At 62.3% G+C, this 24040-nt stretch carries 20 protein-coding genes and 1 pseudogene; 9 read left to right on the forward strand and 12 right to left on the reverse strand.

Annotated features, from left to right (window positions below; translation table 11 throughout):
- Window positions 1-52: 52 nt before the first annotated feature.
- Window positions 53-1087, reverse strand: a complete 1035-nt coding sequence (locus SJY40_RS16895; RefSeq protein WP_378949517.1) for a LacI family DNA-binding transcriptional regulator — start codon at window positions 1085-1087, stop codon at window positions 53-55.
- 410 nt (window positions 1088-1497) lie between these two features.
- Here SJY40_RS16895 and SJY40_RS16900 point away from each other — a divergent pair, with 410 nt between their 5' ends.
- From SJY40_RS16900 to SJY40_RS16930, 7 genes are all read left to right on the forward strand, one after another.
- Window positions 1498-2640 carry an ABC transporter substrate-binding protein gene (locus SJY40_RS16900; RefSeq protein ID WP_378949520.1) on the forward strand — a complete coding sequence of 381 codons (1143 nt, stop codon included), beginning with the start codon at window positions 1498-1500 and terminating at the stop codon, window positions 2638-2640.
- Window positions 2641-2726: 86 nt separating this feature from the next.
- A complete protein-coding gene (locus SJY40_RS16905; protein WP_378949523.1) occupies window positions 2727-3572 on the forward strand; it encodes a carbohydrate ABC transporter permease in 846 nt (281 codons plus the stop codon).
- Window positions 3569-4405, forward strand: a complete 837-nt coding sequence (locus SJY40_RS16910) for a carbohydrate ABC transporter permease (protein WP_378949526.1) — start codon at window positions 3569-3571, stop codon at window positions 4403-4405. Before SJY40_RS16905 ends, SJY40_RS16910 begins: the two co-directional genes overlap by 4 nt.
- 30 nt (window positions 4406-4435) lie before the next feature.
- Window positions 4436-5479 (forward strand): ABC transporter ATP-binding protein, encoded by a 1044-nt coding sequence (locus SJY40_RS16915; protein WP_378949529.1) that lies wholly within the window; start codon window positions 4436-4438, stop codon window positions 5477-5479.
- Between the two features lie 8 nt (window positions 5480-5487).
- On the forward strand, window positions 5488-6765 hold the full coding sequence (locus SJY40_RS16920) for a hypothetical protein (protein ID WP_378949532.1): 1278 nt from the start codon (window positions 5488-5490) through the stop codon (window positions 6763-6765).
- The gene (locus SJY40_RS16925; RefSeq protein WP_378949535.1) at window positions 6762-7448 is read left to right on the forward strand and encodes a D-lyxose/D-mannose family sugar isomerase; all 687 of its coding nucleotides are present in this window, start codon (window positions 6762-6764) and stop codon (window positions 7446-7448) included. The genes SJY40_RS16920 and SJY40_RS16925 overlap by 4 nt, the downstream gene beginning before the upstream one ends.
- 9 nt (window positions 7449-7457) lie before the next feature.
- Window positions 7458-8732 carry a glycerate kinase gene (locus SJY40_RS16930; RefSeq protein ID WP_378949538.1) on the forward strand — a complete coding sequence of 425 codons (1275 nt, stop codon included), beginning with the start codon at window positions 7458-7460 and terminating at the stop codon, window positions 8730-8732.
- Between the two features lie 10 nt (window positions 8733-8742).
- Here SJY40_RS16930 and SJY40_RS16935 read toward each other — a convergent pair whose 3' ends face one another.
- The 4 genes from SJY40_RS16935 to SJY40_RS16950 form a co-directional block, all read right to left on the reverse strand.
- The gene (locus SJY40_RS16935; RefSeq protein ID WP_378949541.1) at window positions 8743-9384 is read right to left on the reverse strand and encodes a sulfite oxidase heme-binding subunit YedZ; all 642 of its coding nucleotides are present in this window, start codon (window positions 9382-9384) and stop codon (window positions 8743-8745) included.
- Between the two features lie 46 nt (window positions 9385-9430).
- Window positions 9431-10276, reverse strand: coding sequence for an NAD(P)H-binding protein (locus tag SJY40_RS16940; RefSeq protein ID WP_378949544.1), 846 nt, complete (start codon window positions 10274-10276; stop codon window positions 9431-9433).
- A 69-nt stretch (window positions 10277-10345) separates the two neighbouring features.
- Complete coding sequence (locus SJY40_RS16945; protein ID WP_378949547.1) at window positions 10346-10837, reverse strand: nuclear transport factor 2 family protein; 492 nt, start codon at window positions 10835-10837, stop codon at window positions 10346-10348.
- 129 nt (window positions 10838-10966) lie between these two features.
- Entirely contained in the window at window positions 10967-11269 is a 303-nt protein-coding gene (locus SJY40_RS16950; RefSeq protein ID WP_378949550.1) for a DUF2218 domain-containing protein, read from the reverse strand.
- Window positions 11270-11365: 96 nt separating this feature from the next.
- Here SJY40_RS16950 and SJY40_RS16955 point away from each other — a divergent pair, with 96 nt between their 5' ends.
- Window positions 11366-12250 (forward strand): LysR family transcriptional regulator, encoded by an 885-nt coding sequence (locus tag SJY40_RS16955; RefSeq protein WP_378949552.1) that lies wholly within the window; start codon window positions 11366-11368, stop codon window positions 12248-12250.
- An 81-nt stretch (window positions 12251-12331) separates the two neighbouring features.
- Here SJY40_RS16955 and SJY40_RS16960 read toward each other — a convergent pair whose 3' ends face one another.
- The 3 genes and pseudogenes from SJY40_RS16960 to SJY40_RS16970 all read right to left on the reverse strand — a co-directional run bounded on the left by SJY40_RS16960 (window position 12332) and on the right by SJY40_RS16970 (window position 16459).
- Window positions 12332-14452, reverse strand: coding sequence for an RND family transporter (locus tag SJY40_RS16960; protein ID WP_378949555.1), 2121 nt, complete (start codon window positions 14450-14452; stop codon window positions 12332-12334).
- 507 nt (window positions 14453-14959) lie between these two features.
- Window positions 14960-15451 carry a DUF6134 family protein gene (locus tag SJY40_RS16965; protein WP_378949630.1) on the reverse strand — a complete coding sequence of 164 codons (492 nt, stop codon included), beginning with the start codon at window positions 15449-15451 and terminating at the stop codon, window positions 14960-14962.
- 10 nt (window positions 15452-15461) lie between these two features.
- A pseudogene (locus tag SJY40_RS16970) lies at window positions 15462-16459 on the reverse strand (IS481 family transposase).
- A gap of 199 nt (window positions 16460-16658) precedes the next feature.
- Here SJY40_RS16970 and SJY40_RS16975 point away from each other — a divergent pair.
- Window positions 16659-17930, forward strand: coding sequence for an SLC13 family permease (locus tag SJY40_RS16975; RefSeq protein ID WP_378949558.1), 1272 nt, complete (start codon window positions 16659-16661; stop codon window positions 17928-17930).
- A 359-nt stretch (window positions 17931-18289) separates the two neighbouring features.
- Here SJY40_RS16975 and iolB read toward each other — a convergent pair whose 3' ends face one another.
- The 4 genes from iolB to iolG form a co-directional block, all read right to left on the reverse strand.
- Window positions 18290-19108: a 5-deoxy-glucuronate isomerase gene (gene iolB / locus SJY40_RS16980; RefSeq protein ID WP_378949561.1), complete on the reverse strand. Its 819-nt coding sequence runs from the start codon at window positions 19106-19108 to the stop codon at window positions 18290-18292.
- Window positions 19109-19279: 171 nt separating this feature from the next.
- The gene (gene iolD / locus SJY40_RS16985; RefSeq protein WP_378949564.1) at window positions 19280-21121 is read right to left on the reverse strand and encodes a 3D-(3,5/4)-trihydroxycyclohexane-1,2-dione acylhydrolase (decyclizing); all 1842 of its coding nucleotides are present in this window, start codon (window positions 21119-21121) and stop codon (window positions 19280-19282) included.
- Window positions 21121-23043, reverse strand: a complete 1923-nt coding sequence (gene iolC / locus SJY40_RS16990) for a 5-dehydro-2-deoxygluconokinase (protein WP_378949567.1) — start codon at window positions 23041-23043, stop codon at window positions 21121-21123. The genes iolD and iolC overlap by 1 nt, the downstream gene beginning before the upstream one ends.
- On the reverse strand, window positions 23036-24028 hold the full coding sequence (gene iolG / locus SJY40_RS16995) for an inositol 2-dehydrogenase (RefSeq protein WP_378949570.1): 993 nt from the start codon (window positions 24026-24028) through the stop codon (window positions 23036-23038). Before iolG ends, iolC begins: the two co-directional genes overlap by 8 nt.
- Window positions 24029-24040 lie beyond the last annotated feature (12 nt).

Genomic DNA, 24040 nt, shown 5'->3' on the forward strand with positions numbered 1-24040 from the left:
GGCTTACCCTGTTGAAATAATGTTCTAACTAGAGGCAGTTTGAGAAACAGGATCAACCACCCGAAGCCTCCGCCCGATTGCCAGCGGGCGGCCCTGACGTGGTGGCGCGAACCACAAGCTCGGCCGACACCTCGGATACGGTGACGGGCATTTCGGGGTCCTGAATGCGGTCCAGAAGAACGCGGGCCAGCTTCCGGCCAAGCCGATGCGGCGACACGGCCATGGTCGTCAGCGGCGGCGTCGCCACGGCCGCGTCCTGCACGTCATCGAAACCGATCACCGACAGATCGCGCCCCGGCACCAAGCCCTGCCGTTGCAACCCAAGGCAGGCGCCCAAGGCCACCATGTCGCCATTGCTGACGATCGCCGTCACATCGGGGTGTGATGCGCGTAGGCTCTCGATCGCTTCAAGGCCTGCCAGCTTGTCGTTGGCCGAGTCCCAAACAATTGCCGGGGCAAGGTCGCGTTCGGCGACCACCCGACGATACCCGGAAATGCGGTCCTCGCGCACGCGCGTCATGCCGGTGCCGCCAAGATAGGCGATGTGATGGTGGCCAAGGTCGGCAAGATAGGCCGTGGCCGTGGCCGTCGCTTCGGCGTTTCTGATGCCGACATGATCGATCCTGTCGTTGACCCGACGCAGGAAGGTCACGGTCGGAATGGCATGCTTGGCCAGCATGTCGAAGGTTTCGTCGGGGGTATCGATCGCGGGCACCCACAGCAGCCCGCCGCGGCCATGCCGGATGAAGGAATCCAGATGGCGGCCCTGCCTGATGGCATCATCGCGCGTGTCCAGCACCGAGACCAGATAACCTTCGGCTTCCAGCAGATCGACGACCCCGCCTATGACCTCGGCATTGAATGGGTTAGCCAACTGATTGATCACGAAACCGATTTCCCGGTTCTCGCCGGATCTCATCGATGCTGCGCGTGAATCCGGGATATAATGCAGGGTGCTTGCGGCTTTCAGGACCTTCTCTCGGGTCTCGGCCGAAATCCGGCCCGTGCCGCGCATGACCTGACTGACTGTCGGGATGGAGACGCCGGCCATTTCTGCAACGCTGGCGAGCGTCGGTTTTTTGCTCACTCCACTCTCCTTGGCTGATAGATCGTTTGCGCTGCGAGATGCCTATGTCGTGGAGACTTATCGCAGTCGGCCTTGGAAGTCCAAGTTGCCATTGAACAAAATTATCTTGACCCAAGATATATCGTTATATCATACTTGGGACAGGTTGAGCGAGTTGGCATCAGATCCCGACCCTCTCACTTCAATCAGAGCCGCTGGTGCATCGGCATCTCAACAGTGCGGCCAAGTTCCGACGGGACCAGACGAGGAGGTCTGCCCCGACCGTTCATACTGGGAGGAAACCATGTCACTACGTTTCGAACTCGCGGGCGCCGTGTCCGGCATCGCCATCATCTGCTCGGCCGTTGCGGCGCAGGCGGATGTGCTTTTCTGGTTCAACACAAGCCCGCCCCGCAGAAGAAGCGCAGGCCATGCGCGAGGTGGTGCTGTCCGGCTCGGATGTCGCGGTCGATTATCAGCCCAATGAAACCGGACCTTGGTTGACCCGTCTTCAGGCCGAAAGCCAGGCTGGCACGGGCACGATCGGCCTGCTTGGGTCGCTGCATGGCGATTTCGCAGCGCTGGACCCCGCGATGCTGGCCCCATTGGACGATCTGGGCCTTTCCGCCTCCAGCGAGACCTTCAATGAACTGTCCAAGCTGGGCACCGACGGGATGAAATACATCCCATGGATGCAGGCAAGCTATGTGATGGCCGCCAACAAGAAGGCGCTGCCCTATCTGCCCGAAGGCGCCGATATCGATGCGCTGACCTATGACCAGCTGATCGAATGGTCGGCGAATGTGCAGGAAGGCGAAGGACGCCCGCTGTTCGGCTTTCCGGCAGGCCCGAAGGGGCTGAAGCACCGGTTCTTCCAGGGCTATCTCTATCCCTCCTACACCGACGGCGTGGTGCGCACCTTCGCCTCGGCCGAGGCCGAAACGGCATGGCAGAAGTTCCTGAAGCTGTGGGATCACACCAATCCAGCCTCGACGAACTTCTCGTTCATGCAGGAACAATTGCTGTCGGATGACGCATGGATCGTCTTCGACCACACCTCGCGCCTGGCGCAGGCCTTCAATGACCGGCCCGACGATTTCGTCGCCTTCCCGGCACCCGCCGGTCCGACCGGGCGGGGTTTCATGCCAGTTCTGGCCGGGTTGGCCATCCCCTCGACCGCTGCCGACATGGAAGCATCGAAGGCCGTTCTCGACTACATGATGCAGCCGGAAACCCAGATCGCCACCCTGCGCGCCACCAACTTCTTCCCGGTGGTCGATGTGGAACTGCCCGATGATCTGCCGCCCGCCGTGAAGGCCACCGGCGCCGCCATCGCAACGATGAGCGCCGCCGAGGACGCCAATCCCGGACTTCTGCCCGCCGGTCTTGGCGATCAGGGCGGCGAATTCGACCGCATCTTCGTCGACACCTTCGAGCGTATCGTTCTGGCACGCCAGCCGATCCGTGCCGTGCTGGACGACCAGAAGATACGCCTGAACGACATCATGCAGGAAACCGGCGCGCCTTGCTGGGCGCCTGATGCGGCCTCTGACGGCCCGTGCCCGGTCGAGTGATCCTCCCCGCTCGTCTCTGACGCGGACCTGCCCGGATCCTTCGCGGTCCGGGCACCCCCACCCCCCATTTTGATCGGAGCGATGCGATGAACGCGCGACTGCTTCCCTATGTCCTGATCCTGCCGGTGACGGTCTTCCTGTGCATCTTCTTCCTCTATCCCTTCGTGCTGGTCGCCCAGCAGGCCTTCGGTTCCGACACGGGGTGGTCGCTTGAGAACTTCCGCGATGTGGTCAGCCACTGGAAGTTCTCGATCTCGCTGTGGAACACGCTGCTGCTTGCCGCCGTCGTGGTGCCCGTCCAGCTGGCCCTGTCGCTGCTGATGGCGACGATGGTCACCAAGATGAAGAAAGGGCGCGATCTTGTCCTTTACGTCTGGACGATCCCCCTCGGCATCTCGGACCTGGCGGCGGGCATCATCTGGCTGGCGATCTTCGAACAGTCCGGCTTCCTCAATTCGATGATGCACGGGCTGGGCTTCATCGATGCGCCGATGAACTTCATTTCGTATCAGAACATGACGATGGTCTTCATCGCCATCGCCCTGGCCGAGATCTGGCGCGCCACGGCCATCATGCTGGTGATCCTTGTAGCGGGCATCGGTCTGATCCCCAAGGAATACTATGAAGCCGCCGAGGTCTTTGGCGCATCGCCGTGGAAGCGGTTCCTGAAGATCACGCTGCCGCTGCTGCGTCCGTCGCTGCAGACCGCGCTGGTGCTGCGGGTCATCCTGGCATTCGAGGTCTTCGCCGTCGTCGCGGCCCTTGGTGGCACGCTGTTCCCGGTGCTGATGGGCGAGACCTATTCCTATCAGTTCGACCTGTCCAACAGCGGCGCCGCAGCGGCCCTTGCCCTGATCATCCTCGCCATCTCGATCGCCTCGACGCTTGTCATTCTGCGCGCGCTGCGCGTCCCGAAAGGAGCAACGATATGACCGCCGCCACCGACGCGCCCCTGATCGATGCCCGTCGCAGCGGACGCTGGCTTTATGTCGCATCCGTCATCCTGCTCTGTGCCTGGGTGCTGGTTCCGCTGTACTTCCTGTTCATCAACACGCTGTCCTCGCCCGAGACGGTGAACAGCTTTCCGAAATCTCTGGTCCCCGAGTTCGACTTCGGCAGCCTCAGGTTCTTCGCGGGCTTTCAGGGCATGATCGATGCGCTTTACAATTCGGTTCTGGTCGCGGTGCTGACGATGATCATGTCGATCCTGATCGGCGCCCCCGCGGGCTATGCCCTGTCGCGCTTCGATTTCCGCGGGAAGGAGCTGTTCCGCATGCTGATCCTGCTGACCCGCGCCTTTCCGCTGCCGCTTCTGGCGCTGCCGCTGGCGGTGCTGTTCATCCGCGTCGGTCTGGACGACACCGCCTTCGGTCTGGCGCTTGTGCATACCACGCTGGCCATCCCCTTTGCGGTGCTGATCACCTTCTCGCTGTTTTCGGGCATCCCGATCGAGCTGGAGGAAGCCGCATGGACGCTTGGCTGCACGCGCCTTGGCGCCTTCACCAAGGTCGTCCTGCCGCTGATCCTGCCGGGCATCACCGCATCCGCGATCTTCGCCTTCGTGATCTCGTGGAACGAGGTCTTCGCCGCCGCCGTCCTGACCATCGAGAACCGCACCCTGCCGGCCTTCCTGCTGCAGAGCCTGGCGGAAAGCCCGCTGCATCTGAAGTTCGCGGGCGGCTTCATCCTGGTCGTGCCGGCGCTGATCTTCATCTTTGCCGTCCGCAAATACCTGTTCGCCATGTGGGGCATCGCCAACCGCTGAGGCGGGGCGTATTCGAAAGGAGCCAAGTCAATGGCCGAAATCCAGATCAAGAATGTCGCCAAGACCTTCGGGGCATATCAGGCCCTGCACGACATCAACCTGACCATCGCGGACCAGGAATTCATGGTCCTGCTGGGCGCATCGGGCTGCGGCAAGACCACGCTGCTGCGCATCATCGCCGGGCTGGAAACCGCCACGACCGGAGAGGTCTGGATCGGCGGGCGCCGCGTCGATCACCTGGCGCCCAAGGACCGGGGCATCGCGATGGTTTTCCAGAACTATGCCGTCTTTCCGCATCTGACGGTCTTCGAGAACATCGGCTTCGGTTTGCGGATGGCAAAGGTCGCCAAGGACGAGGTCACCCGCCGCGTCGAACGCGTCGCATCGCTGATGCATATCGAACAGCTGCTCAAGCGGTATTCAGGCGAACTGTCCGGAGGTCAGCGACAACGCGTCGCCGTGGCCCGCGCCCTGGCAATGGAGCCGGACGTGATCCTGATGGACGAACCCCTGTCCAACCTCGATGCGCTGCTGCGGCTGGAAATGCGGGCGGAACTGAAGGGCGTGCTGGCCGACAGCAAGACCACCGCCATCTATGTCACCCACGATCAGGTCGAGGCCATGAGCCTTGCCGACCGGATCAGCGTCATGCACCAGGGCAAGATCGTGCAGGCAGCCTCGCCCATCGAGGTCTATCGCAACCCCGCCGCGCATTTCGTCGCCTCGTTCATCGGCAACCCGCCGATGAACTTCCTGCGCGCCGAGCCCGCCGGAAGCGGCAAGTGGAAGGTGGCGGGCGAAACGATCGACGGTCCGGTCAGCGCCGCCACGCCGCTGCAATTCGCCATCCGTCCCGAAGACATGCGCCTTGCCGATCACGGGCTGAAGGCGCGCGTCAAGCTGGTCGAACCGCTTGGCGCGCATCTGCTGGTCACCTGCGATGTCAACGGCACGATGATCCGTGCCGTTCTGGACAGCGATCTGACCGTGAAGGTCGGCGATATCCTGACCCTTGCCCCCCAGCCCGACCGCGTGCGCTGGTTCGACCCCCAATCCACCCTTGCCGTTGCCTGAGGTCCTTCATGTCCGACACAATGATCACCGCCGCCCGCGCCATTCTGGCGCAGAACGACCGCGGCACCTATACCGTGCCGACGCAGGGTCTCTATCCGTTCCAATGGAACTGGGACAGCTGCCTGAGTGCCATCGGCTTCGGCCATTTCGACGAGGCCCGCGCCTGGACCGAAATCGAGACGCTGTTCGACCATCAATGGGACGACGGCATGGTGCCGCATATCATCTTCCATGAATTCGACGACGGCTATTTCCCCGGCCCCGGCGTCTGGCAGACCGGCCGCAAGGTGCCCACCACCGGCATCACCCAGCCCGCGGTCGCAGGCTTTGCCGTGCGGCGTCTGTTCCAACGCGCCCGCGACAGCGACATGGCCCGCAGTCGCGCCCGCGCCCTGCTGCCCAAGATCGCCGCCTGGCACGACTGGTTCTTCCGCTGCCGTGACCCGCAGGGCACCGGGCTTGTGGCCATCATCCATCCGTGGGAATCGGGTCGCGACAACTCGGTGGACTGGGACGCAGCCCTTGACCGTGTGCCGACCGAGGGCGTCGAGCCCTTTACCCGCCGCGACACCCAGCATGCCAACCCCGCCCATCGCCCTACCGACGATCAATACAACCGCTTCATCTGGCTGGTGCAGCACTTCCGCGACATGGGCTGGGACAATACCAAACTGCACGACGCCTCGCCCTTCCGCGTGGTCGATCCGGGCTTCAACGCGATCCTGATCCGGGCTTGTGCCGATCTGGCCTGGCTGGCCCACGCGCTGGACATGCCGGACATTGCCGCCCGCGCCCAAATGCAGGCGGACAAAGGCATCGCGGCCATGGAAACGCTGTGGAGCGATACACATGGCCAGTATCTCTGCTTTGACCGTGCCATCGATGCTTTGGTGCCAAGCCCGTCCATCGGCGGTCTGCTGGCGGCCTTCGCGGCCATCCCGCAGCCGCGTGCCGCAGCCATTGCACAGCGCATCGCGACCCTTGCCGAAAAGCTGCCCTTCCTTGTGCCCAGCCATGATCCTTCGGCGCCGGAATATGACGGCAAACGCTATTGGCGCGGGCCGATCTGGCTGATCGTCAACTATATGATTGCCGACGGCCTTGCCGCGGCGGGCCAGACGGCGGTGGTCGAACGCATCGTGTCCGACAGTCTGCGCCTGATCGATCAAGGTGGATTTGCCGAATATTACGACCCCATCACCGGCGAAGGCTGTGGCGGCGGCAGCTTTACATGGACCGCTGCCATGGTGATCGAATTCCTGACCGGCGAAAGACAGCCCGCATGAAACGTTCGGAAATCAACGATATCCTTTTGTCGGCAGATGACATGATCCGGCGCCACGGATTTGCCCTGCCGCCTTTCGCCTATTGGACGCCCGAGGAATTCAGGGCCAAGGCGGATACGGCGCGCCATCTGATCGACACGCGTTGCGGATGGGACATCACCGATTATGGCGCGGGCGATTTTCAGGGGATGGGGCTGTTCCTGTTCACCCTGCGCAACGGCCTGTTGTCGGATCTGCAGAAAGGCGGCGGCATGTGCTATGCCGAAAAGCTGCTGATTTCACGGCGGGATCAGATCAGCCCGATGCATACCCATGCGCTGAAGGCCGAAGACATCATCAACCGTGGCAGCGCAACGCTGGTGGTCGAACTGTTCGGTTCGGACGACAATGGCGCCTTCGCCGAGGATCGCGGCGGCACGGTCTGGTGCGACGGCATCCGGCGCGATTTCGCGCCCGGTGAAAAACTGCGCCTTGCCCCCGGTGAAAGCGTGACCCTGCGCCCCGGCGACTGGCATGCCTTTTGGGGCGAGGGCGGCGATGTGCTGATCGGCGAGGTCAGCACAGTCAACGACGATGAAACCGACAATATCTTCCGCGATCCCATTGGTCGTTTCGCCACGATCGACGAGGACACCACCCCTGCCCATCTGCTGGTCAGCGATTATGCGTCCTGGTTGGGTTGATCAATGGACATGAAAGCCGACCTATCCGATCCGCGCCGTTTCCTGACACAGCTGTTCGATCACGCCGTCGCGGTGGCCGATCCCATGCGGGTGGTGGCCGCCCATCTGCCCCCGCTGCCCAAGGGTCGTCTGGTGGTGATCGGCGCGGGCAAGGCCAGCGCGCGCATGGCCGAGGCGGTCGAGGCGCATTACGGACCATGCGAGGGTCTGGTCATCACGCGCTATGGCTATGGCAGGCCGTGCAAGGGGATTGAAATCGTCGAGGCGGCCCATCCAGTCCCCGACGCCGCGGGCGAGGCGGCAACTCGGCGCATGCTGGGTCTTGTGTCCGGCCTTGGTCCCGACGATCTGGTGCTGGCCCTGATTTCGGGTGGCGGATCGGCCCTGCTGTGCGCGCCCGCCGACGGGCTGACGCTGGATGACAAGATCGCGGTCAATCAGGCGCTTTTGGCATCCGGGGCGCCGATCGGCGAGATGAACGTGGTGCGCAAGCACCTTAGCCGCGTCAAGGGCGGTCAGCTGGCCGCAGCCTGCCATCCCGCGCGCCTGCTGACGCTGCTGATTGCCGATGTGCCGGGCGACGATCTGGCAGCGATCGCCTCGGGGCCCACGGTGGGCGAGGCATCGACGGCCAAGGACGCCTTGGCGATCCTGAACAACCGGCGGATTTCGATGCCGGCGGCGGTGCGTGTCGTGCTGGAACGCAGATCATCGGTCCTGCCCCCCGACGATCCCCGATTGAGCCGCGCGAACACGCGGATCATTGCAGCCCCGTCACAGTCGCTGGATGCTGCCGCGCAGGCGGCAAGGGCCGCAGGCATCGAGACGCACATTCTGGGGGATGCGCTGGAAGGCGAGGCGCGGATGCTGGGTGCGGAACATGCGGCGATGGGACTGGATCTGCGGGCCGAGGCCGCAAGGCTGGGCCGTCCGATCGTCCTTCTATCGGGTGGCGAATGCACGGTGACCCGGCAGGGTGACGGGATCGGTGGTCCGAATGCGGAATACGCGCTTGCCGCCGCCATCGCCTTGAATGGCCAGAGGGGTGTACATGTGTTGGCCTGCGATACCGATGGCGTTGACGGAGCGGCGGAAGTGGCCGGAGCCTATGCCGGCCCTGCGACACTTGAAGAGGCAAGGCAGCGTGGCATCGATGCACAAGCTGCGCTGGCAAACAACGACGCCCACAGTTTCTTCGGGGCGATCGACGGATCCATCGTGACCGGCCCGACCCTGACGAATGTAAATGATTTCAGGGCCGTGCTGGTGCTGCCGCAGGGCTGAAAAATATGGGCTATTGGAACGTCTGGCGGGTCTTTTGGGAGGACAAATCGACGGCACGGCGGTGGCGCCGTGTTTGGGTTGACCAGAGACGATAGGTCTCCAGAAGCGCCAGCGGCAGGAAATGCACCATCGCAGCGCCGATCCCGCCCCAATCGTGCAGCGCGGCCCAATGGACAAGGGTCAGCACGGCAGCGGCATAGATGAATTTCTGCAGGGCTTTCCACCTTCGGCCAAGCCTGCGGACCCATCCATCGGTCGAGGTTATGGCCAATGGCACGAAGATCAGAAACGCCAGCCACCCCGTCCAGATAGACAGCCTGGACAGTTCGGCCCCGGTCAAGGCGACGACGCCCATATCACCAAGATAAAGCACGGTATGGGCAAGGGCGTAAAAGAACGCGGCCACCCCCAGGTAACGCCGCCGCTTCATCAGCCAACGCGGCCATCCGGCGTTTCTGAACAGCATCATCAGGGGCGTGATCATCATGGCGACGATCATGAACCGCGCGGCAAATTCGCCTGAGGGATGCAGAACATTGCTTAGGGCGTCCGGCCCCCCCGAGGTCAGCCCCACAATCATGGGGATGGCAGGAAGGCAAAGCAGCGCCCAGAAGGTATAGGGGTGATCCCAGATGGCTTTCGGCAGGGGCATGGGAGCTTCTCCGATCAATCGGTGGCGACACGGGATGGCGGCAATTTCAACCTGCCAGGTCAGCGAAATAGTCGTCCCAGCTTTGGTGGGGGCGCCCGGTGACAGCCTCGAAGTCGCCGGGGCGATCATAGGCGCCATGGCGAATTCCGTCATAGATCCCGCCGATGATCGGCCCGATGAATGCCCCAAGTTCAGCGGTGCGATCCGCGACGAAATCCGCCGATTTCATGGCGCGATAGCTTAGATCGGTCCCAAAGGCCTTGTTCAGATACAGGGCCAACTGCATTTGCGTGATGGGCGTGCCGTTCAGGTCGAACGTCTGGCCGTTCAGATCTTCGCGTATCGCCAAGGCCGCATAGGCATGGGCCAGCTCTGACCGGGTGGTATAGCCGCAACGGCCATTCCCGGCGCTGTTGGCGATCGTGCCCGTGGCGCGATAGCTGTCGATATATTCGACATCCGGTTCGATATAGATGCCATTGCGGCCGATGGCCCATTCCGGTCCGCTGGCTTGGACATCCGCCTCGGTCTGGCGATTGCTTTGAACCACGGGCGAAAAGGCCGTGCCCGTATCCGGACCCTGAATGCTGGTATAGATGATCTTGCGCACGCCGGCAGCCTTGGCGGCCTCGATCACATTGCGATGCTGCTGGATGCGGTCGTCGGGCGGGGCCATTCCCGACACAAGGACCAGCGCGCCGACGCCCTGCAAGGATGCGACAAGCTGATCGGGTTCGTCATAATCACCGGGGCGAACCTCGACGCCAAGGTCGCTTGCACGATCAGGCGTGCGGGCAAGGCCAACGACCTGCCCTGCGCCAAGCCGGTCCATCAGCTTCAACGCGATTTCCCGCCCCAGGTGGCCTGAGACAGCAGTAACGGCACAGATCATATCGCACGCCTTCTTCGGTTTGGGGTCTTGCGGCCTGTGGGCGACATTGCCCATGCCATGATGTGCGGATCAGCCGTGATAGGCTTGGCTGACGGCGAAGGTGTCTTCGAACCAATGCCACAGCACGACCTGACCGTCGCGCACCTTGGCACGCAGCGCGAAGGTGAAGTCGCCCGTTTCCTGGCCCGACTGCGTGGTGATGGCGTTCATCACACCGAATACCGCCACGGTATCACCCGAGGCAAAGGCGTCGGTGTTTTCCCACTTGGTGGTCTGAAGATTTTCGGAGAACACCCCGAGGAATTCAAAGATGTTTTGCTTGCCGCGGGTCTCGCCGATCCAAGGCAGGCTCTTGTCGCCTTCATTGTGCCAGACCATGTCATCGGCCATCAGGCTGCCCATCTTGTCCATATCGCCCGCCCCCATGGCGCCCATGAACGCCATGACGGTATCGAAGGAAGCCTGGGTTTGTTCGTCCATGTTCTGCGCCTTTGCCTGTGTTCCAAGAATGATCGCCAGCGATGCGCCAAGCGTGGTTTGGATAAGTGATCTGCGGTTCATCTTCTGGTCCTTTCGGTGGCACCCGTAGTGGGCTGGAATATCGGTTTTTTACGTGTTCACTCGGTCATGGGGCCGGGTTTGGCCTTGGGGGCAGGAACGCCCCCGAGCCGCTGCAATCGGGGTTTGGGATCATGCCGCGTTGGTGGGACCGGACGCCTGGTTCCATTCGATCCGCGGGTTCTCGCGAAAGGCAAAACGTTCAAGATGGCTGACGATGATCTGCGCCACCTTGTCGAGGTCGTTCTTCGTTTCGGCCGATACTTCGATCTGCAGCACGGTGTCATCCGCAGTCAGCCGGCACTTACCAAACGGCAGTTCGATCAAGCCAAGATCGCCGTCCAGCTGCACCGGGACCTTATGCCCGAAATGCTTGAACAGCGTCGCAAGGTACCGTCTTGCCTGATCTGTCCCGAACGTCGTCTGCGCGTTCATCGGCTTGCTCCATCATTGCTGAATCAAGATCTAGCCCATCACCGACATTCTGTTTAGCTTATGAATGGCGCCCTCATACTTCTGGAAAACAGAACAGTGATCGACTATCTCAAGCATATGGCCGTCTTTTCACGGGTCGCCGACAAAGGGTCCTTTCGCGCGGCGGCGCAGGATATCGGCGTTGCGCCGTCGCGGGTCAGCCAGATGGTCACCGATCTGGAAAACCACATCGGTGCGACCTTACTATATCGGACGACCCGCAAGCTGGCGCTGACACATGAGGGACGGGCGCTGCATTCCCGCGTGACCGAGATGCTGCGCAGCGCCGAGGCGGGCTTGAATGAGATCAACGCCGCCACGCAGGATCCGGTTGGCGCGCTTCGCATATCCCTTCCGGCTTTTCTGGCGGTATCGGATGTTTCGTCCGCCATGGCGGCATTTATCAAACGCTATCCGAATGTCGCCCTGTCGCTGTTCTACAGCGATCGAAGGATGGAGATCATCGAGAACGGCTTCGATCTGGCCATCCGCGCGGGATCGCTGTCGGACAGCGCAATGATGTCGCGCAAGCTGGATGTCGTTCCCCGCGCCCTGGTGGCAGGGGCCGCATATGCAGGGGCGCGTTCGGTCCCCGCACGCCCTGCCGATCTGGAGGATTGGGACTGGATCAGATACAGGCAGCGATCCGACACGATCGAAATGACATCGGACAAGGGCAAGATCGAAAGCGTTACAGGTCGTTCCCAGATCGAGGTCGATAACGCCGGTGCGCTTTATCATTTTGCCACTCAGGATCTGGGCGCATCCGTCCTGCCGGAAAATCTGGCTGCACGAGGTGTCGCCAATGGAACGCTTGTCCGGCTTTTGCCGGATTGGCGGCTTGAGGACATCGAACTGCATGCGGTCTGGCCCGATTCTTCGCGGCGTGAAAACCTGACCCTGATCTTCGTCCGGTTTCTGGCCGAAGCATTGCGTCGCTAGGGTCAGGCTTCACAACCGTCATCTGTGGGTTATGAATGCTGACCCTAGGTGGTGGTCACGGGTTCCTCGGCTGAACAGGCATCAGGGGCGCGCTGCCTCGTTTGGCACCGCCTCCCGGGCGATCTGGTCGCGGTCCGCGGTGCGCCATGTCAGCAATGCCGGCAACAACATCAGGTCGATCAGCAGCGCCGCCCAAAGCGTGACAATCATCATGCCACCGAACAGACGGATCGGGGTAAAGCCGCTGAACAGCGTCACGCACAAGCCGAAGGTCAGCAGCAACGTGGTCAGGACCATCACCTGCCCCGCCGATCTGGCCGCCGTGTCCACGGCCTGTGTCGCGGTCTGCCCCTTGGTCCGCGCATTCGAAACGCGGCTGAGGAAATGGACGGTGTCATCAATGGCGATGCCAAAGGAGATTGTCAGCGCAAGGACGGCGGTCGGGGTCAGCTGGCCGTCAGCCCAAAGTTGAAGCGACGCCCCGGTCATCATCAGGGGCAAGACATTGGGAATGATCAGAACCGGCACCAGCCTGAACGACCGGAAGGCCACGGCGACGATCAATGTCGCCCCCAAGGCCGCCAAGACCAACCCCGCCGAAAGCTGTTTGATCAGGTTTACCGCCTCTTGCCGCATGATGGTGGGCAGGCCGATAATGTGGTCCGCACCGGCAGCAAGGGCCATGTCGTAAAGCCGGTCGAACTGCTTTGCCGTCTGTTTGTTGCGCATCGGTTCCGGGACGGCCACGAAAACACGGGACTGGCCCGCGTCACCACGCAATTGCGTGGTCAGTTCCTGCGGCAAGCGGTCCAGTTCCGATTGAGTGGGACGCATGTCGGGATGGCCCAGCCAGCGGGCCAGATTGACCTCGGACAGGACGGTTTTTGGCGGGCTTATCCCTTCGATCTGATCGACCAGGGCGCGGGTTTTCGCCCAATCCGTGCCGGTCTCGAGGATCATGTGGAAGACGCCGCCGAAATCTTTGGCAATTGCATCATTGGCCGACAAGGTGGGGCTGTCATCGGGCAGGTTCTGGTACAGCGGATACCACGGCTTTGTCTGGGTGAAGGCGAAGGTAGTGCCAGCCAGAAGAAGCAGGCAGATCGCAATCGTGACACGCGGACGCCATGTCCCGGCCCTGACACATCTTTCGGCAATGGACAGGGTGACCGGCGGAATGGGCTTTTCCGACAGGGTGATCCGACGGCCCAGAAGCGCGATTGTCACGATGACGATCCCAAAGGACAGCATCGACCCGATCGCACCCAGGACGGCGAATTCGAACAGTTGCGCGTTATCGGTCACCATGATGCTGGCGAAGGCGACCGCAGTCGTCAGCGCCGTCAGGGCACATGCCGGTCCGACGGTCGTCAGGGTTTCGCGCAGGTCACGGCTTTCTTTCAGGTGGCCAACCAGATGCACACCATCCGCAACCCCAAGGACCAGCAGCAGGATCGGCACGACATTGCTGAGCACGGTGATGGAATAGCCAAGCCAGACCGACAGCGCCAGAACACCCGCCGCCCCGAACATGGCAGGTATCACGGCCAGCACAGCCATGCGCACATCACGCAACAGCGCCAGTGCGGCCAAGGCAATCACCAGCGCCCCCCACAGGTTGAGGGCCACCAGATCATCCTTCAAACCCGACACGATTTCCGCGCTGATGACATCTTCCCCGGTGATGTTGGCCGAAAGCCCATCCGTCAGGCTGCCCTGCACTTCGGCCTTGATGCCCGACACGGCCGCGCCAAGTGCCGATTGTCCGGTGTCGATCGAAACGCTGATCAACATCGCTGTGCGCAGGTCGTTCACCAAGGTCGGCAGACCGGTCTCCAGCGCGTCGAAACGGCCAAGCGCGTCCGGGAATGCCGCATCGATCTGCGGCCCGAAAACGGGTGTGCCAGATGGCGTTTCCGCCGTGGGAGGGAACCTGAGACGGAACGGGGACGCGACCGCAGTCACGCCGTGGATCGCCTCCAGATCCCGGGTCATGTGGCGCAGCAGGGTCATGTCGCCTGCGTCAAACGCGTCGGGCGACCGGATATCGATCAGAACCGTGCTCAGGGGCGGGGACTGCTGGGCCTGATACCTGCGCTGCGCCTGCGACAAAGGGCTGTCCGACAGAAACGCCCGATTGATATCATCATCGAACGAAACGTGCGGCAGGCTGACCCCGATCAGGATCAGCAAGGCGAACATGCATATTGTGGCACTGCGCGGAAACCTGAACGCAGCCAACCCGATCCGTTCGGCACCAAAGCCGATTCCCCATGACATCGTCTAAACGATCCGCAATTTGCGTGGGGCCGGATGCAAAGACCGCATCAGGGTTACGTCCCGCCGCAACGGATGCCAGCTTCGGGCGCCAGGGTTGGGATGCCGATCGTGGTTACGTCCCTTTGATCGTGGGGCGCGATGCCGTGACAGGGCCATCGGGATGCCGTCTGGAAACGCCATGAATACAGCCCCTTCACACATTCGGGCCTGATCGGCAAAGCGTCAGCCCGTGTTCTCGCAGATCCAAACCTGCGACCGACCCTTTCGTTCCGCCACGCCTGCGCTTTGTACCTGCGGGCGGAAGGGTGTTGGTCGGATCGGCAGGTCCGTCGCTGCGCAGGCCGGTCCACCGATGGCTTGGACCTGTGAGGCCATCGGGATGTGCCATCATCGAACCGCGCCGTCTGTCGCACGGGATGATCGCCGTTCTTACCGCAAGACGTAATCGACCTGCGACCCGTCCTCGGCGAAAAAGCGGACATGCACCAGCGACCCGTTGGCATACCACAGATCTCGCTCCAACCCGCCGCGCACCGCGTAATGGGTGGCCTGAACGGCGCCCGATCCGGTCGCGATGCTTTCATTGCCCAGATTGCTGACCCGGATTGCATCGGTGCTGCCATCGATGGTGTTCAGCAGCTGCGCCGATCCCAGCAGATCCGCGTTCCACAGGCTGGCCGGCACCAGAGAGGTCGCGCCGACCTTGATGTCATGCGGCGTCCCGTTATCATCCTTGCGCGAGGTCAGCCCGGCCAGATGGCCATTGCGCCATGACTCGGTGCTGGTCTGGCGAAAGCTATAGGCGCTGACGCCGATGATCGGCACCTTGACCATGATGTCGGTCTTCAGATCGACGGTCACGTCATTGCCCTGGCCGCGGAAGGTGACGATGTAATCGCCGATATCCTTGCCCTTGCGCAGAACGTCAAAGCTAGGTGTTCAGTCCCGGCATCTGGTGGATCGGATTTAGGATGAATTGGTCTGGCTCGGATGTCCAGATCTTGCAGATGTATTCATAGGGCGTAAGGCCTCCGAGTGCCTTGAGCCGCCGTGCGAAATTGTATGCGGCCATGAATTCCGCCAGGTGGGTGCGGAGTTGGTGGTGATCGTCGTAATGGAAGCGTTTGACGGTCGCGTCCTTGATCGTGCGGTTCATCCGCTCGACTTGGCCATTCGTCCAAGGGTGGTTTGGCTTCGTGAGGCGGTGCTCGATCCCATTGGCCTCGCAGATCATGTCGAAGCGCATGGGCCGGGAGTAGATGGTGTTGCGGTTTCTGGGCTGCTCGGCGAACTGAATTCCGTTGTCCGTAAGAATGGTGTGGAACTGATACGGAACAGCCTCGAGCATGTGCTGCAGGAACTCCCAGGCCGTCTTCCTATCCGCCTTATCGACCAGCTGGGTCACGGCAAATTTGCTCGTGCGGTCAAAGCCGACGAACAGAAACAGCTTGCCTTCGGCGGTCCGAACTTCGGCGATGTCGATGTGAAGGAAGCCGATGGGGTAGCGCTTGAACTTCTGCCGTTTCGGCTTGTCGCCTTCCACGTCAGGCAGCCGAGAAATGCCGTGGCGCTGAAGACACCGATGGAGCGCTGAGCGTGTCAGGTGCGGGATGGATGGCTGCAGGGCATAGAGGCAGTCGTCCAGCGGCAGCAGCGTGTGCCGTCGGAAAGCGACGATCATCGCCTCCTCAGCCTCGGTCAGGATCGTCGAGCGTGGCTCCTTCGGCCCGGTCTTGAGATCCTCAACCGTCTGGCGCTTTCGCCATTTCGCAACCGTCTTCGGGTTAATGCCAAGATCCCGGCTCAGCGTCGCGAGCGAAGCTTGCGATCATTCGGGCCAGGCCCTCGGACCGATGGCGGGCCAGCCCTCATGATTGCAGCTCTGACGGCGTACGTGGTCGTGGCGCTCCCGTGACGAACTTGTCCCATAATGCTTCCTTCCAAGCTTGAGAAAAGATCGCACCATTAAACCGTGGGATCAAACACCTAGGCAAAAGACGCATGGGCGCCATGCCCCGGTGGGCCCGGCTGGCTGTTCCCAGACAATTCAACGCCTGTTTGCGCCACTGCTCCGGTGGCTTCTGTACACGTGCGGTCCCCCGATCGCCCGCGACTTTGGGAGGAAACCATGAGTCCGACAAACATTACCCTTCTGCTGCTGTTATTTGCCATCGTCATGTTCATCTGGGAACGTATCCCGCTGGCATTGACGGCGATGATCGTTTGCCTGTCCCTTGCAATCACCGGAGTGCTAAGCCCCGCCGAAGCATTCGAGGGCTTCGTCAACAGCAACGTCATCCTGTTCGTCGCGATGTTCATCATCGGTGGCGCATTGTTCCAGACGGGCATGGCGAACGAGATCGGCGGCCTTGTCACAAGGTTCGCCCGGACGGAACGGCAATTGGTGGTGGCCATCATGCTGATCACCGGCCTGATGTCGGGCCTGCTGTCGAATACCGGGACGGCGGCGGTATTGATCCCGGTTATCATCGGCATCGCCGCCCGCTCAGGCTTTGCTCGCTCGCGGTTGTTGCTGCCGATCGTCTTTGCAGCGGCTATGGGTGGAAACCTCAGCCTGATCGGCGCACCAGGCAACCTGATCGCGCAGGCCGCACTTGAACCGCAGGGGCTGCGGTTCGGGTTCTTCGAATATGGCTATATCGGGCTGCCCATTCTGCTGGCAGGCATTCTGTTCACGGCCACAATCGGCCTTAGGCTTTTGCCGGACCATAAGGTCGAAGGTGAGAATCAAGCGGTCGCCATCGGCGATGGGTCAAAGCCCGATGTGCCGCGCTGGAAGAAGAACATGGCGCTGGCCGTTGTGATCGTCACCGTCGTGGGCATGGTCTTCGAAAGCCAGATCGGCATCCGCCTGCACGTCACGGGCGCCATCGGCGCTGTCGCATTGGTCTTGCTGGGTGTTGTCACCGAAAAACAGGCCTATCAATCGATCGATGCGCGAACGATCTTCCTGTTCGGCGGCATCCTGTCGCTGGCAACGGCAATGGACACGACCGGGGCCGGCACGTCGGTTGCCAACGCCGTCCTTGGCCTGATGGGACCCGACACCCCGATGTTCGTCATCATGCTGGCGATTTTCCTGATCGCGGTCGCCTTGACGAATTTCATATCGAATACCGCCACCACGGCCCTGCTGGTTCCGATCGGCCTTTCGATCTCGACCACCATCGGCACCGATCCCCGTGCCTTGTTGATGGCGATCGTCATTGGCGGATCGCTTGCCTACGCCACGCCCATCGGCATGCCGGCGGATGTCATGGTGCTGGGTCCGGGTGGCTACAGCTTCAAGGATTACGCCAAAGCCGGGCCGCCGCTGATTCTGGTATCGACCGTCGTCAGCATGATCCTGCTGCCGATCCTGTTCCCGTTCTTCCCGTGAATCCGGTATCCCGGCCTTGCAGGAATCCGTCCGCTATGAACTGGTGTTCATGGCTGACAATTCCCTGGTCGGGATACATCCGCAATGACGATCAGGGCATAAGCGTCATTGCGGCACCGGCGGACTTTATCCCGAAGCGGTATAGCAAACGCACGGTCGGGGCCAAGTTCGAACGATGGGTGGTGCTTGCCGGGGTCATTATGGTCGCGCCATCGGCCCACGACAATTCCCCGCGCGGTGCCCCTTGGGAAACGCGTCACGATCCGGTTCGGCAGGCTGCAGATGTGGCGTCCGACCGGAAACGCTGTCTGAAAGCCGCGTCTTAGGCCGTAGCCTTCGCGCAGACCGACCTTTGCCCATCAATCCTGTTTTTTGGCATCTTGTTGCATGATCCATTCGACCTCGGGCGCGGGGACAAACCGCCACTTGCGCAGCGGACCCGCCATGACGTTGAGGTGATACATCTCGAACCCGTGGGGCGCGCCGCACGGATGGTGGCCGCGCGGAACACAGACGACGTCTCCGTCGTGAACGGCCATCGTCTCGTTCAATTGCAGATCAGCGGTATAGACGCGCTGGATGCCGAACCCTTGGGCTGGGTTCAGGCGATGATAATATGTTTCCTCAAGATAGGTTATGCGCGGAAAATCATCCTCGTCATGGCGGTGCGACGGATAGGACGACCAGTTCCCGGCCGGGGTGAAGACCTCGGTCACCAGAAGCGAGTCGCAGTAATCCTCGTTCTCCATCGCGATGTTGTTGATGTGGCGCGTGTTGCTGCCGGTGCCGCGCGGCGTCAGCGTGATGCCATCGGGACCGATGCGGCGCGCTTCGTGATTGCCGTGCCCGGGTGCCTTGCAGACGGCGATGGTGCAATCGGTCGTGGCCGTCGCGGCCCATTCCGACCCGTTCGGCAGGTAAAGGCAATGCGGGGCGGTCTTCTGGAATACATTCATCCGGTCGCCCAGTTCCCCCCAGTCCTGCCCTGCACCGTTCAGCTTTGCCTTGCCTTCCACCATGACCAGGATCACCTCGTCATCGCCGGTCACATCGGTCACGGTTTCTTTGGCGCGCAACCGCCACAGGTCGAAGCCGACATAGCGCCACCCGGCAGAGGCCCGAGTGATCTGGTGAACCTTGCCATGCGTACCATACGGGCGTTTCAGCAGATCGGGCATTGGTTGTTCCTTCAGATCGATGTGGTTCCTTTGGCCGGATGCCTTCGCGCAGCAAGACCAGCCGCCCGGCAAACAGGCCGGCGGGATATTTTCGGGCTGCGGCGACAAGCCGACCATCATATCCATGTTCACCGCGCGATGGGGGCGGGTCCGGATTGGATTATCCCGGGCTCAGTTCACCAGGCGTTGACGTTGCTGGTTGTCCAGATAGGCGGCATAGGCATCGGCAAGCTTTTGCGTCGTGCCGGTCTGGGGCACCGCGACATCCCACCAATGGCCCGCATCACCAAAACCCGGCCCCTCGGTGGCATCGGTGTCGATGACGATCACGGTAGGGATGTCGCGTGATCGCGCCTGTGCCAGTTGCGCTTCCAGATCGGCGATATCGGTGGCCTTCACCGCATATGCGCCCATCGATGCGGAATGCGCGACATAGTCGATCTGTGGCTGCTGTTTGACGTTGCTGTCGTGATACATGTTGTTGAACGGTGCGCCGCCGCAACCCTGCTGCAACCGGCTGATGCAGCCATAGCCGCGGTTGTCGGTCAGCACGACGGTGAAGGGCACCTTGCGCATGACCGCCGTGGCCAGTTCGGAATTGGCCATCATATAGGATCCGTCGCCGACAAAGCAGATCACCTCGCGTTCGGGCACGGCCAGTTTCAGTCCCATGGCGCCGGCAATCTCGTATCCCATGCAGGAAAAGCCGTATTCCATGTGATAGCCGCCCTGCCCGGCCTTCCACAGCAGCTTCATTGCGCCGGGCATCGTGCCGGCAGCGCACATGGCGACGGCGTCATCGCTGCTGGCGCGCTGGACGGCGCCGATAACCTCGGCATCGCTTGGCAGTTGACCGGCCGGACGCTGGCGGCCGCGGCAATGGTCGGTAACGGCATCCAGCCAAGCCGTGCGCAGACCGGGGTCAAACCAGTGCGACCTGTGGCTGCCCAAGGCTGCAGCGACGGCTTCCAGCGCGACCTTCGCGTCACCCATGACCGGAACGGCACCGTGCTTCATCGCATCATAGGCCGAGACGTTGATCGAGATCAGGCGCCGTTCCGGGTTCCGGAATAAAGTCCAGGATCCCGTCGTGAAGTCCTGAAAACGCGTGCCGAGGCCGATGACCAGATCCGCCTCGGCGGAAAGGGCATTGGCGGCGGCGGACCCGTTGACCCCGCTTGCACCGAAATTCATCGCATGGCTTTGCGCCAGCGCCGATTTGCCCGCCTGCGTTTCGACCACGGGAATACCATGCGTTTGCGCGAATGCGGCAAGCGTCTCTTCGGCCCGGGAATAGATCACGCCGCCGCCCGCGACGATGACCGGCTTTTTGCTGCCCCTGATCAGTGCCACAAGGTTCTCGATCTCATGCGGATCGGGCCGGGGGCGGCGGATGCGCCAGACGCGGGGTTCGAAGAATGCGACGGGATAGTCATATGCCTCGGCCTGCGTATCCTGACAGAAGGCCAGCGTGACCGGTCCACAGCCGGCAGGATCGGTCATCACCGCCAACGCCCGTGGCAGCGCCGTCAGCAGATGCTCGGGGCGGCTGATGCGGTCGAAATAGCGTGACACGGGGCGCAGGCAGTCGTTTGCGGATATGGTGCCATCCTCGAAATCCTCGATCTGCTGCAGCACGGGATCGGGGCGGCGATTGGCGAAAACATCGCCGGGGATCAGGAGGATCGGCAGGCGGTTCACATGCGCAAGCGCCGCCGCCGTCACAAGGTTCGTGGCCCCCGGCCCGATAGAGGATGTGACCGCCATCGCCCGGGTGCGCTTCTTTGCCTTGGCATAGGCGATGGCCGCATGGGCCATGGTCTGTTCGTTCTGGCCCCGCCATGTCGGAAAATCCTGCTGCGCTTTTTCCAGCGCCTCGCCCAGGCCGGCCACATTCCCATGACCGAAGATACCCCAGATGCCTTCGATGAAGCGGTCGCCATCTTCGGTTATCTGCACCGAGAGCCATTTGACCATGGCCTGCGCGGCGGTCAGTCGGATCGTTTGTGTCATCATTGCACCTTTGCTGCCGCATTCGGTGCGGCCTTCGCGCGAGCCGCATCCCAGATATCGCATAGCCGCGAATAGCGTTCGGCCATCAGGTCCGTCGCCTCGGGGGCCGTCATCTCTTGCTTCATCCAAGCGCGTGCCGCATCTCCAAAGATCGTGCGACCGACCGCAAAGCCCTTGACCAGGGGCTGCCGCGCCGCCAGTTCGAAACTGGCCGCCAGATCGGCCTCGGGGGCATCAAGGCCCAGCACCACGATACCGCGGGTCCGGGGATCGTTGCGCTCGATCGCGGCCACGGCATTCGCCCATGCGGCATCTGTCCGGAAGGGTTCCAGCTTCCACCAGTTGGGGAAGATGCCCGCATCGTAGAACCGCTGGATCAACCGCGCATTCGTGTCGTCATCGACCGGGCCTACCTTCGAGGGGATGATCTCCAGCAGGAACTCCAGTCCGTTGCGGCGTGCCGCAGTGAACATCCGCGCGACCCGGCGGATATGCTTGTCCATGGTTGCCGTGTCGTCGTCGGGATGTGCGAAGACCAGCAGCTTCACCACGTTCTCGCGCGCCCATTCCCGAAGCTGGCCCAGATCCTCGCCCAGCTCGGGTTCGAATTCGATGGGGCGCGAACCGGGCAGTTCGACCGGGCGTCCGATCCACAACCCGCTTGCCGATGCCCGGTGCAGGGCCGTGCGACCGATGCGGTTATCGCACAGGATGCCATATCCCCGCCGACCGGCCTGCACCCTAAGGGCGGCATCCAGACAGAGTTCCTTGAAGGCGGACCCCTTCTGCGGGGTATAGCCGTCCATTTCCTCCAACTGCAGACGATGATCGAAGGCGAAGGTCCTGACCTGCGACCAGTCGCCATGCCGGTTCGTCGCCCAATGCACCTGTTCCAGTTCGGCGTCGTTGCGCAGATCGCGCCGGACGATGCCGCGCTTGAAGAAGAACTGCAGTTCATCCCACGACGGATAGGCGGGGGTGCAACCGTGCCGCGATACGGCGAAAGCGCCGCAGGCATTGGCGTATTTCAAGGCCGTGGACCAATCAGTTCCGTCCAGCCAGCCTTTCAGCAGGCCGGACATGAAGCCGTCCCCTGCCCCCAGCACATTGAAGACCTCGATCGGGAAGCCGGGGCCAGTCTCGCCCTGATCCAGATCAGGGGGGATGTCGCCGGTGAAGGCCACCGCCCCCGCCGCGCCGCGCTTGCAGACAAGCGTCGCCCCCGAGATCGCCCGCACCGCGCGCAATGCCGCAATGGTATCGGTGCTGCCCCCGGCGATGTGGAACTCTTCCTCGGTGCCGACGATCAGGTCGAACAGGGGCAGGCTTTGTTGCAGCTGGTCGGTGACCGCGCGACTTTCGACGAAACGGCTTTCGCCCTCTCCATGTCCTGCGACGCCCCACAGGTTCGGGCGATAGTCGATATCAAGCGCCGTGCGGATCCCCGTCTCGCGTGCGATGGTCAGCGCCTTCAGCGTCGCCGCCTCGACCTTGGGGTTCGACAGATGCGTGCCCGTGGCCACCACCGCCCGGGCGCGACGGATGAAATCGGGGCTGATATCGGCCTCGGTCAGGCCCATATCGGCGCAGTTCTCGCGATAGAAGATCAGCGGGAACTGTTCGCGGTCGCGGATGCCCAGCAGTACCAGCGCGGTCAGACGGTCGGGATCGACTTTGACGCCCTGCGTATCGACGCCTTCGCGGGCCAGCTGCCGGATGATGAACCGGCCCATATGTTCGTCGCCGACGCCGGTGATGACCGCAGATTTCAGCCCCAACCGCGTGGTGCCACAGGCGATGTTGGTGGGCGAGCCGCCGATATATTTGTCGAAGCTGCCCATATCCTCCAACTGCCCGCCGATCTGCGCACCATAGAGGTCAACCGATGACCGGCCGATAGTGATCAGATCCAGATCAGACATCGGCCAAGCTCACCGGCAGGCCCAGTTTCGCGGAACGGGTTGCGGCCTCGGCCATCGCCAGGGCTGCCACGCCGTCGGCCAGCGTCACGGGCATCTCTCCTCCGGCCTGAATGGCGCTGACGAAGGCGTTCCATTCGGCAGCATAGGCCGGCATATAGCGTTCCAGAAAGAACAGGACGGGCTTGGCGCTGCTGACGCCCTGCGTCGTCGATTTGACCAGCAGGTTTTCGGTGAGGTTGCCGACCTGCAGCATCCCCTCGGAACCCTGCAGCTCGACCCGCTGATCGCCATAGCCTGCGCGGCGGGTGTTGCGGATGGTTGCGATCCGCCCGTCCGCATAGGTCAGCGTGACGGCGGCGGTGTCGTAATCGCCCGCATCGCCGATGGCCGGGTTGACAAGGCAGGACCCCACCGCCGAGACATGGACCGGCGCATCGCCCATGATGAAATTCGCCATGTCGAAATCATGGATCATCATGTCGCGGAAAATCCCGCCCGAAACCTTGATATAGGCGATCGGCGGCGGTGCCGGATCATAGGATGTGATGGCCAGCATCTCGGCCTTGCCGACCTCGCCCGCATCAAGCGCACGCTTCAGTGCTGCGAAATTCGGATCGAAGCGGCGGTTGAAGCCGATCATCACCGGCTTGCCGGATATGGCGGCATTCGCCTGACAGGCCCGTGCGCGTTCAAGACTGAGATCGACCGGCTTTTCGCACAGCACCGCCTTGCCGGCCGCGGTCGCAGCCTCGATCAGGTCGGAATGCGTATCGGTTGACGTGGCGATCAGCACCGCGTCGATGCTGTCATCGGCGATGATGTCTTCCGTCGTGCGCACGACCGAGCCGTATTGCTCTGCCAGTTTCGCGGCCTGTTCGGGAATGAAATCCGACACCGCTGCTAGGCAGCTTGCGGGGTTCGAGGTGATGGCGGTGGCGTGAACGCCGGCGATGCGGCCCGCGCCGAGGAGTCCGACTTTGATCATGGTCTGCAACTT

The sequence above is a fragment of the Paracoccus sp. R86501 genome (assembly GCF_042466435.1).
Classification (GTDB): domain Bacteria; phylum Pseudomonadota; class Alphaproteobacteria; order Rhodobacterales; family Rhodobacteraceae; genus Paracoccus.

Bases quoted from the DNA above. Each gene is read 5' to 3' on its own strand.
- SJY40_RS16900 (WP_378949520.1), top strand. From the start codon at position 1,498: ATGCGCGAGGTGGTGCTGTCCGGCTCGGATGTCGCGGTCGATTATCAG.
- SJY40_RS16905 (WP_378949523.1), top strand. From the start codon at position 2,727: ATGAACGCGCGACTGCTTCCCTATGTCCTGATCCTGCCGGTGACGGTC.
- SJY40_RS16910 (WP_378949526.1), top strand. From the start codon at position 3,569: ATGACCGCCGCCACCGACGCGCCCCTGATCGATGCCCGTCGCAGCGGA.
- SJY40_RS16915 (WP_378949529.1), top strand. From the start codon at position 4,436: ATGGCCGAAATCCAGATCAAGAATGTCGCCAAGACCTTCGGGGCATAT.
- SJY40_RS16920 (WP_378949532.1), top strand. From the start codon at position 5,488: ATGTCCGACACAATGATCACCGCCGCCCGCGCCATTCTGGCGCAGAAC.
- SJY40_RS16925 (WP_378949535.1), top strand. From the start codon at position 6,762: ATGAAACGTTCGGAAATCAACGATATCCTTTTGTCGGCAGATGACATG.
- SJY40_RS16930 (WP_378949538.1), top strand. From the start codon at position 7,458: ATGAAAGCCGACCTATCCGATCCGCGCCGTTTCCTGACACAGCTGTTC.
- SJY40_RS16935 (WP_378949541.1), bottom strand. From the start codon at position 9,384: ATGCCCCTGCCGAAAGCCATCTGGGATCACCCCTATACCTTCTGGGCG.
- SJY40_RS16940 (WP_378949544.1), bottom strand. From the start codon at position 10,276: ATGATCTGTGCCGTTACTGCTGTCTCAGGCCACCTGGGGCGGGAAATC.
- SJY40_RS16945 (WP_378949547.1), bottom strand. From the start codon at position 10,837: ATGAACCGCAGATCACTTATCCAAACCACGCTTGGCGCATCGCTGGCG.
- SJY40_RS16950 (WP_378949550.1), bottom strand. From the start codon at position 11,269: ATGAACGCGCAGACGACGTTCGGGACAGATCAGGCAAGACGGTACCTT.
- SJY40_RS16960 (WP_378949555.1), bottom strand. From the start codon at position 14,452: ATGTTCGCCTTGCTGATCCTGATCGGGGTCAGCCTGCCGCACGTTTCG.
- SJY40_RS16975 (WP_378949558.1), top strand. From the start codon at position 16,659: ATGAGTCCGACAAACATTACCCTTCTGCTGCTGTTATTTGCCATCGTC.
- iolB (WP_378949561.1), bottom strand. From the start codon at position 19,108: ATGCCCGATCTGCTGAAACGCCCGTATGGTACGCATGGCAAGGTTCAC.
- iolD (WP_378949564.1), bottom strand. From the start codon at position 21,121: ATGACACAAACGATCCGACTGACCGCCGCGCAGGCCATGGTCAAATGG.
- iolC (WP_378949567.1), bottom strand. From the start codon at position 23,043: ATGTCTGATCTGGATCTGATCACTATCGGCCGGTCATCGGTTGACCTC.
- iolG (WP_378949570.1), bottom strand. From the start codon at position 24,028: ATGATCAAAGTCGGACTCCTCGGCGCGGGCCGCATCGCCGGCGTTCAC.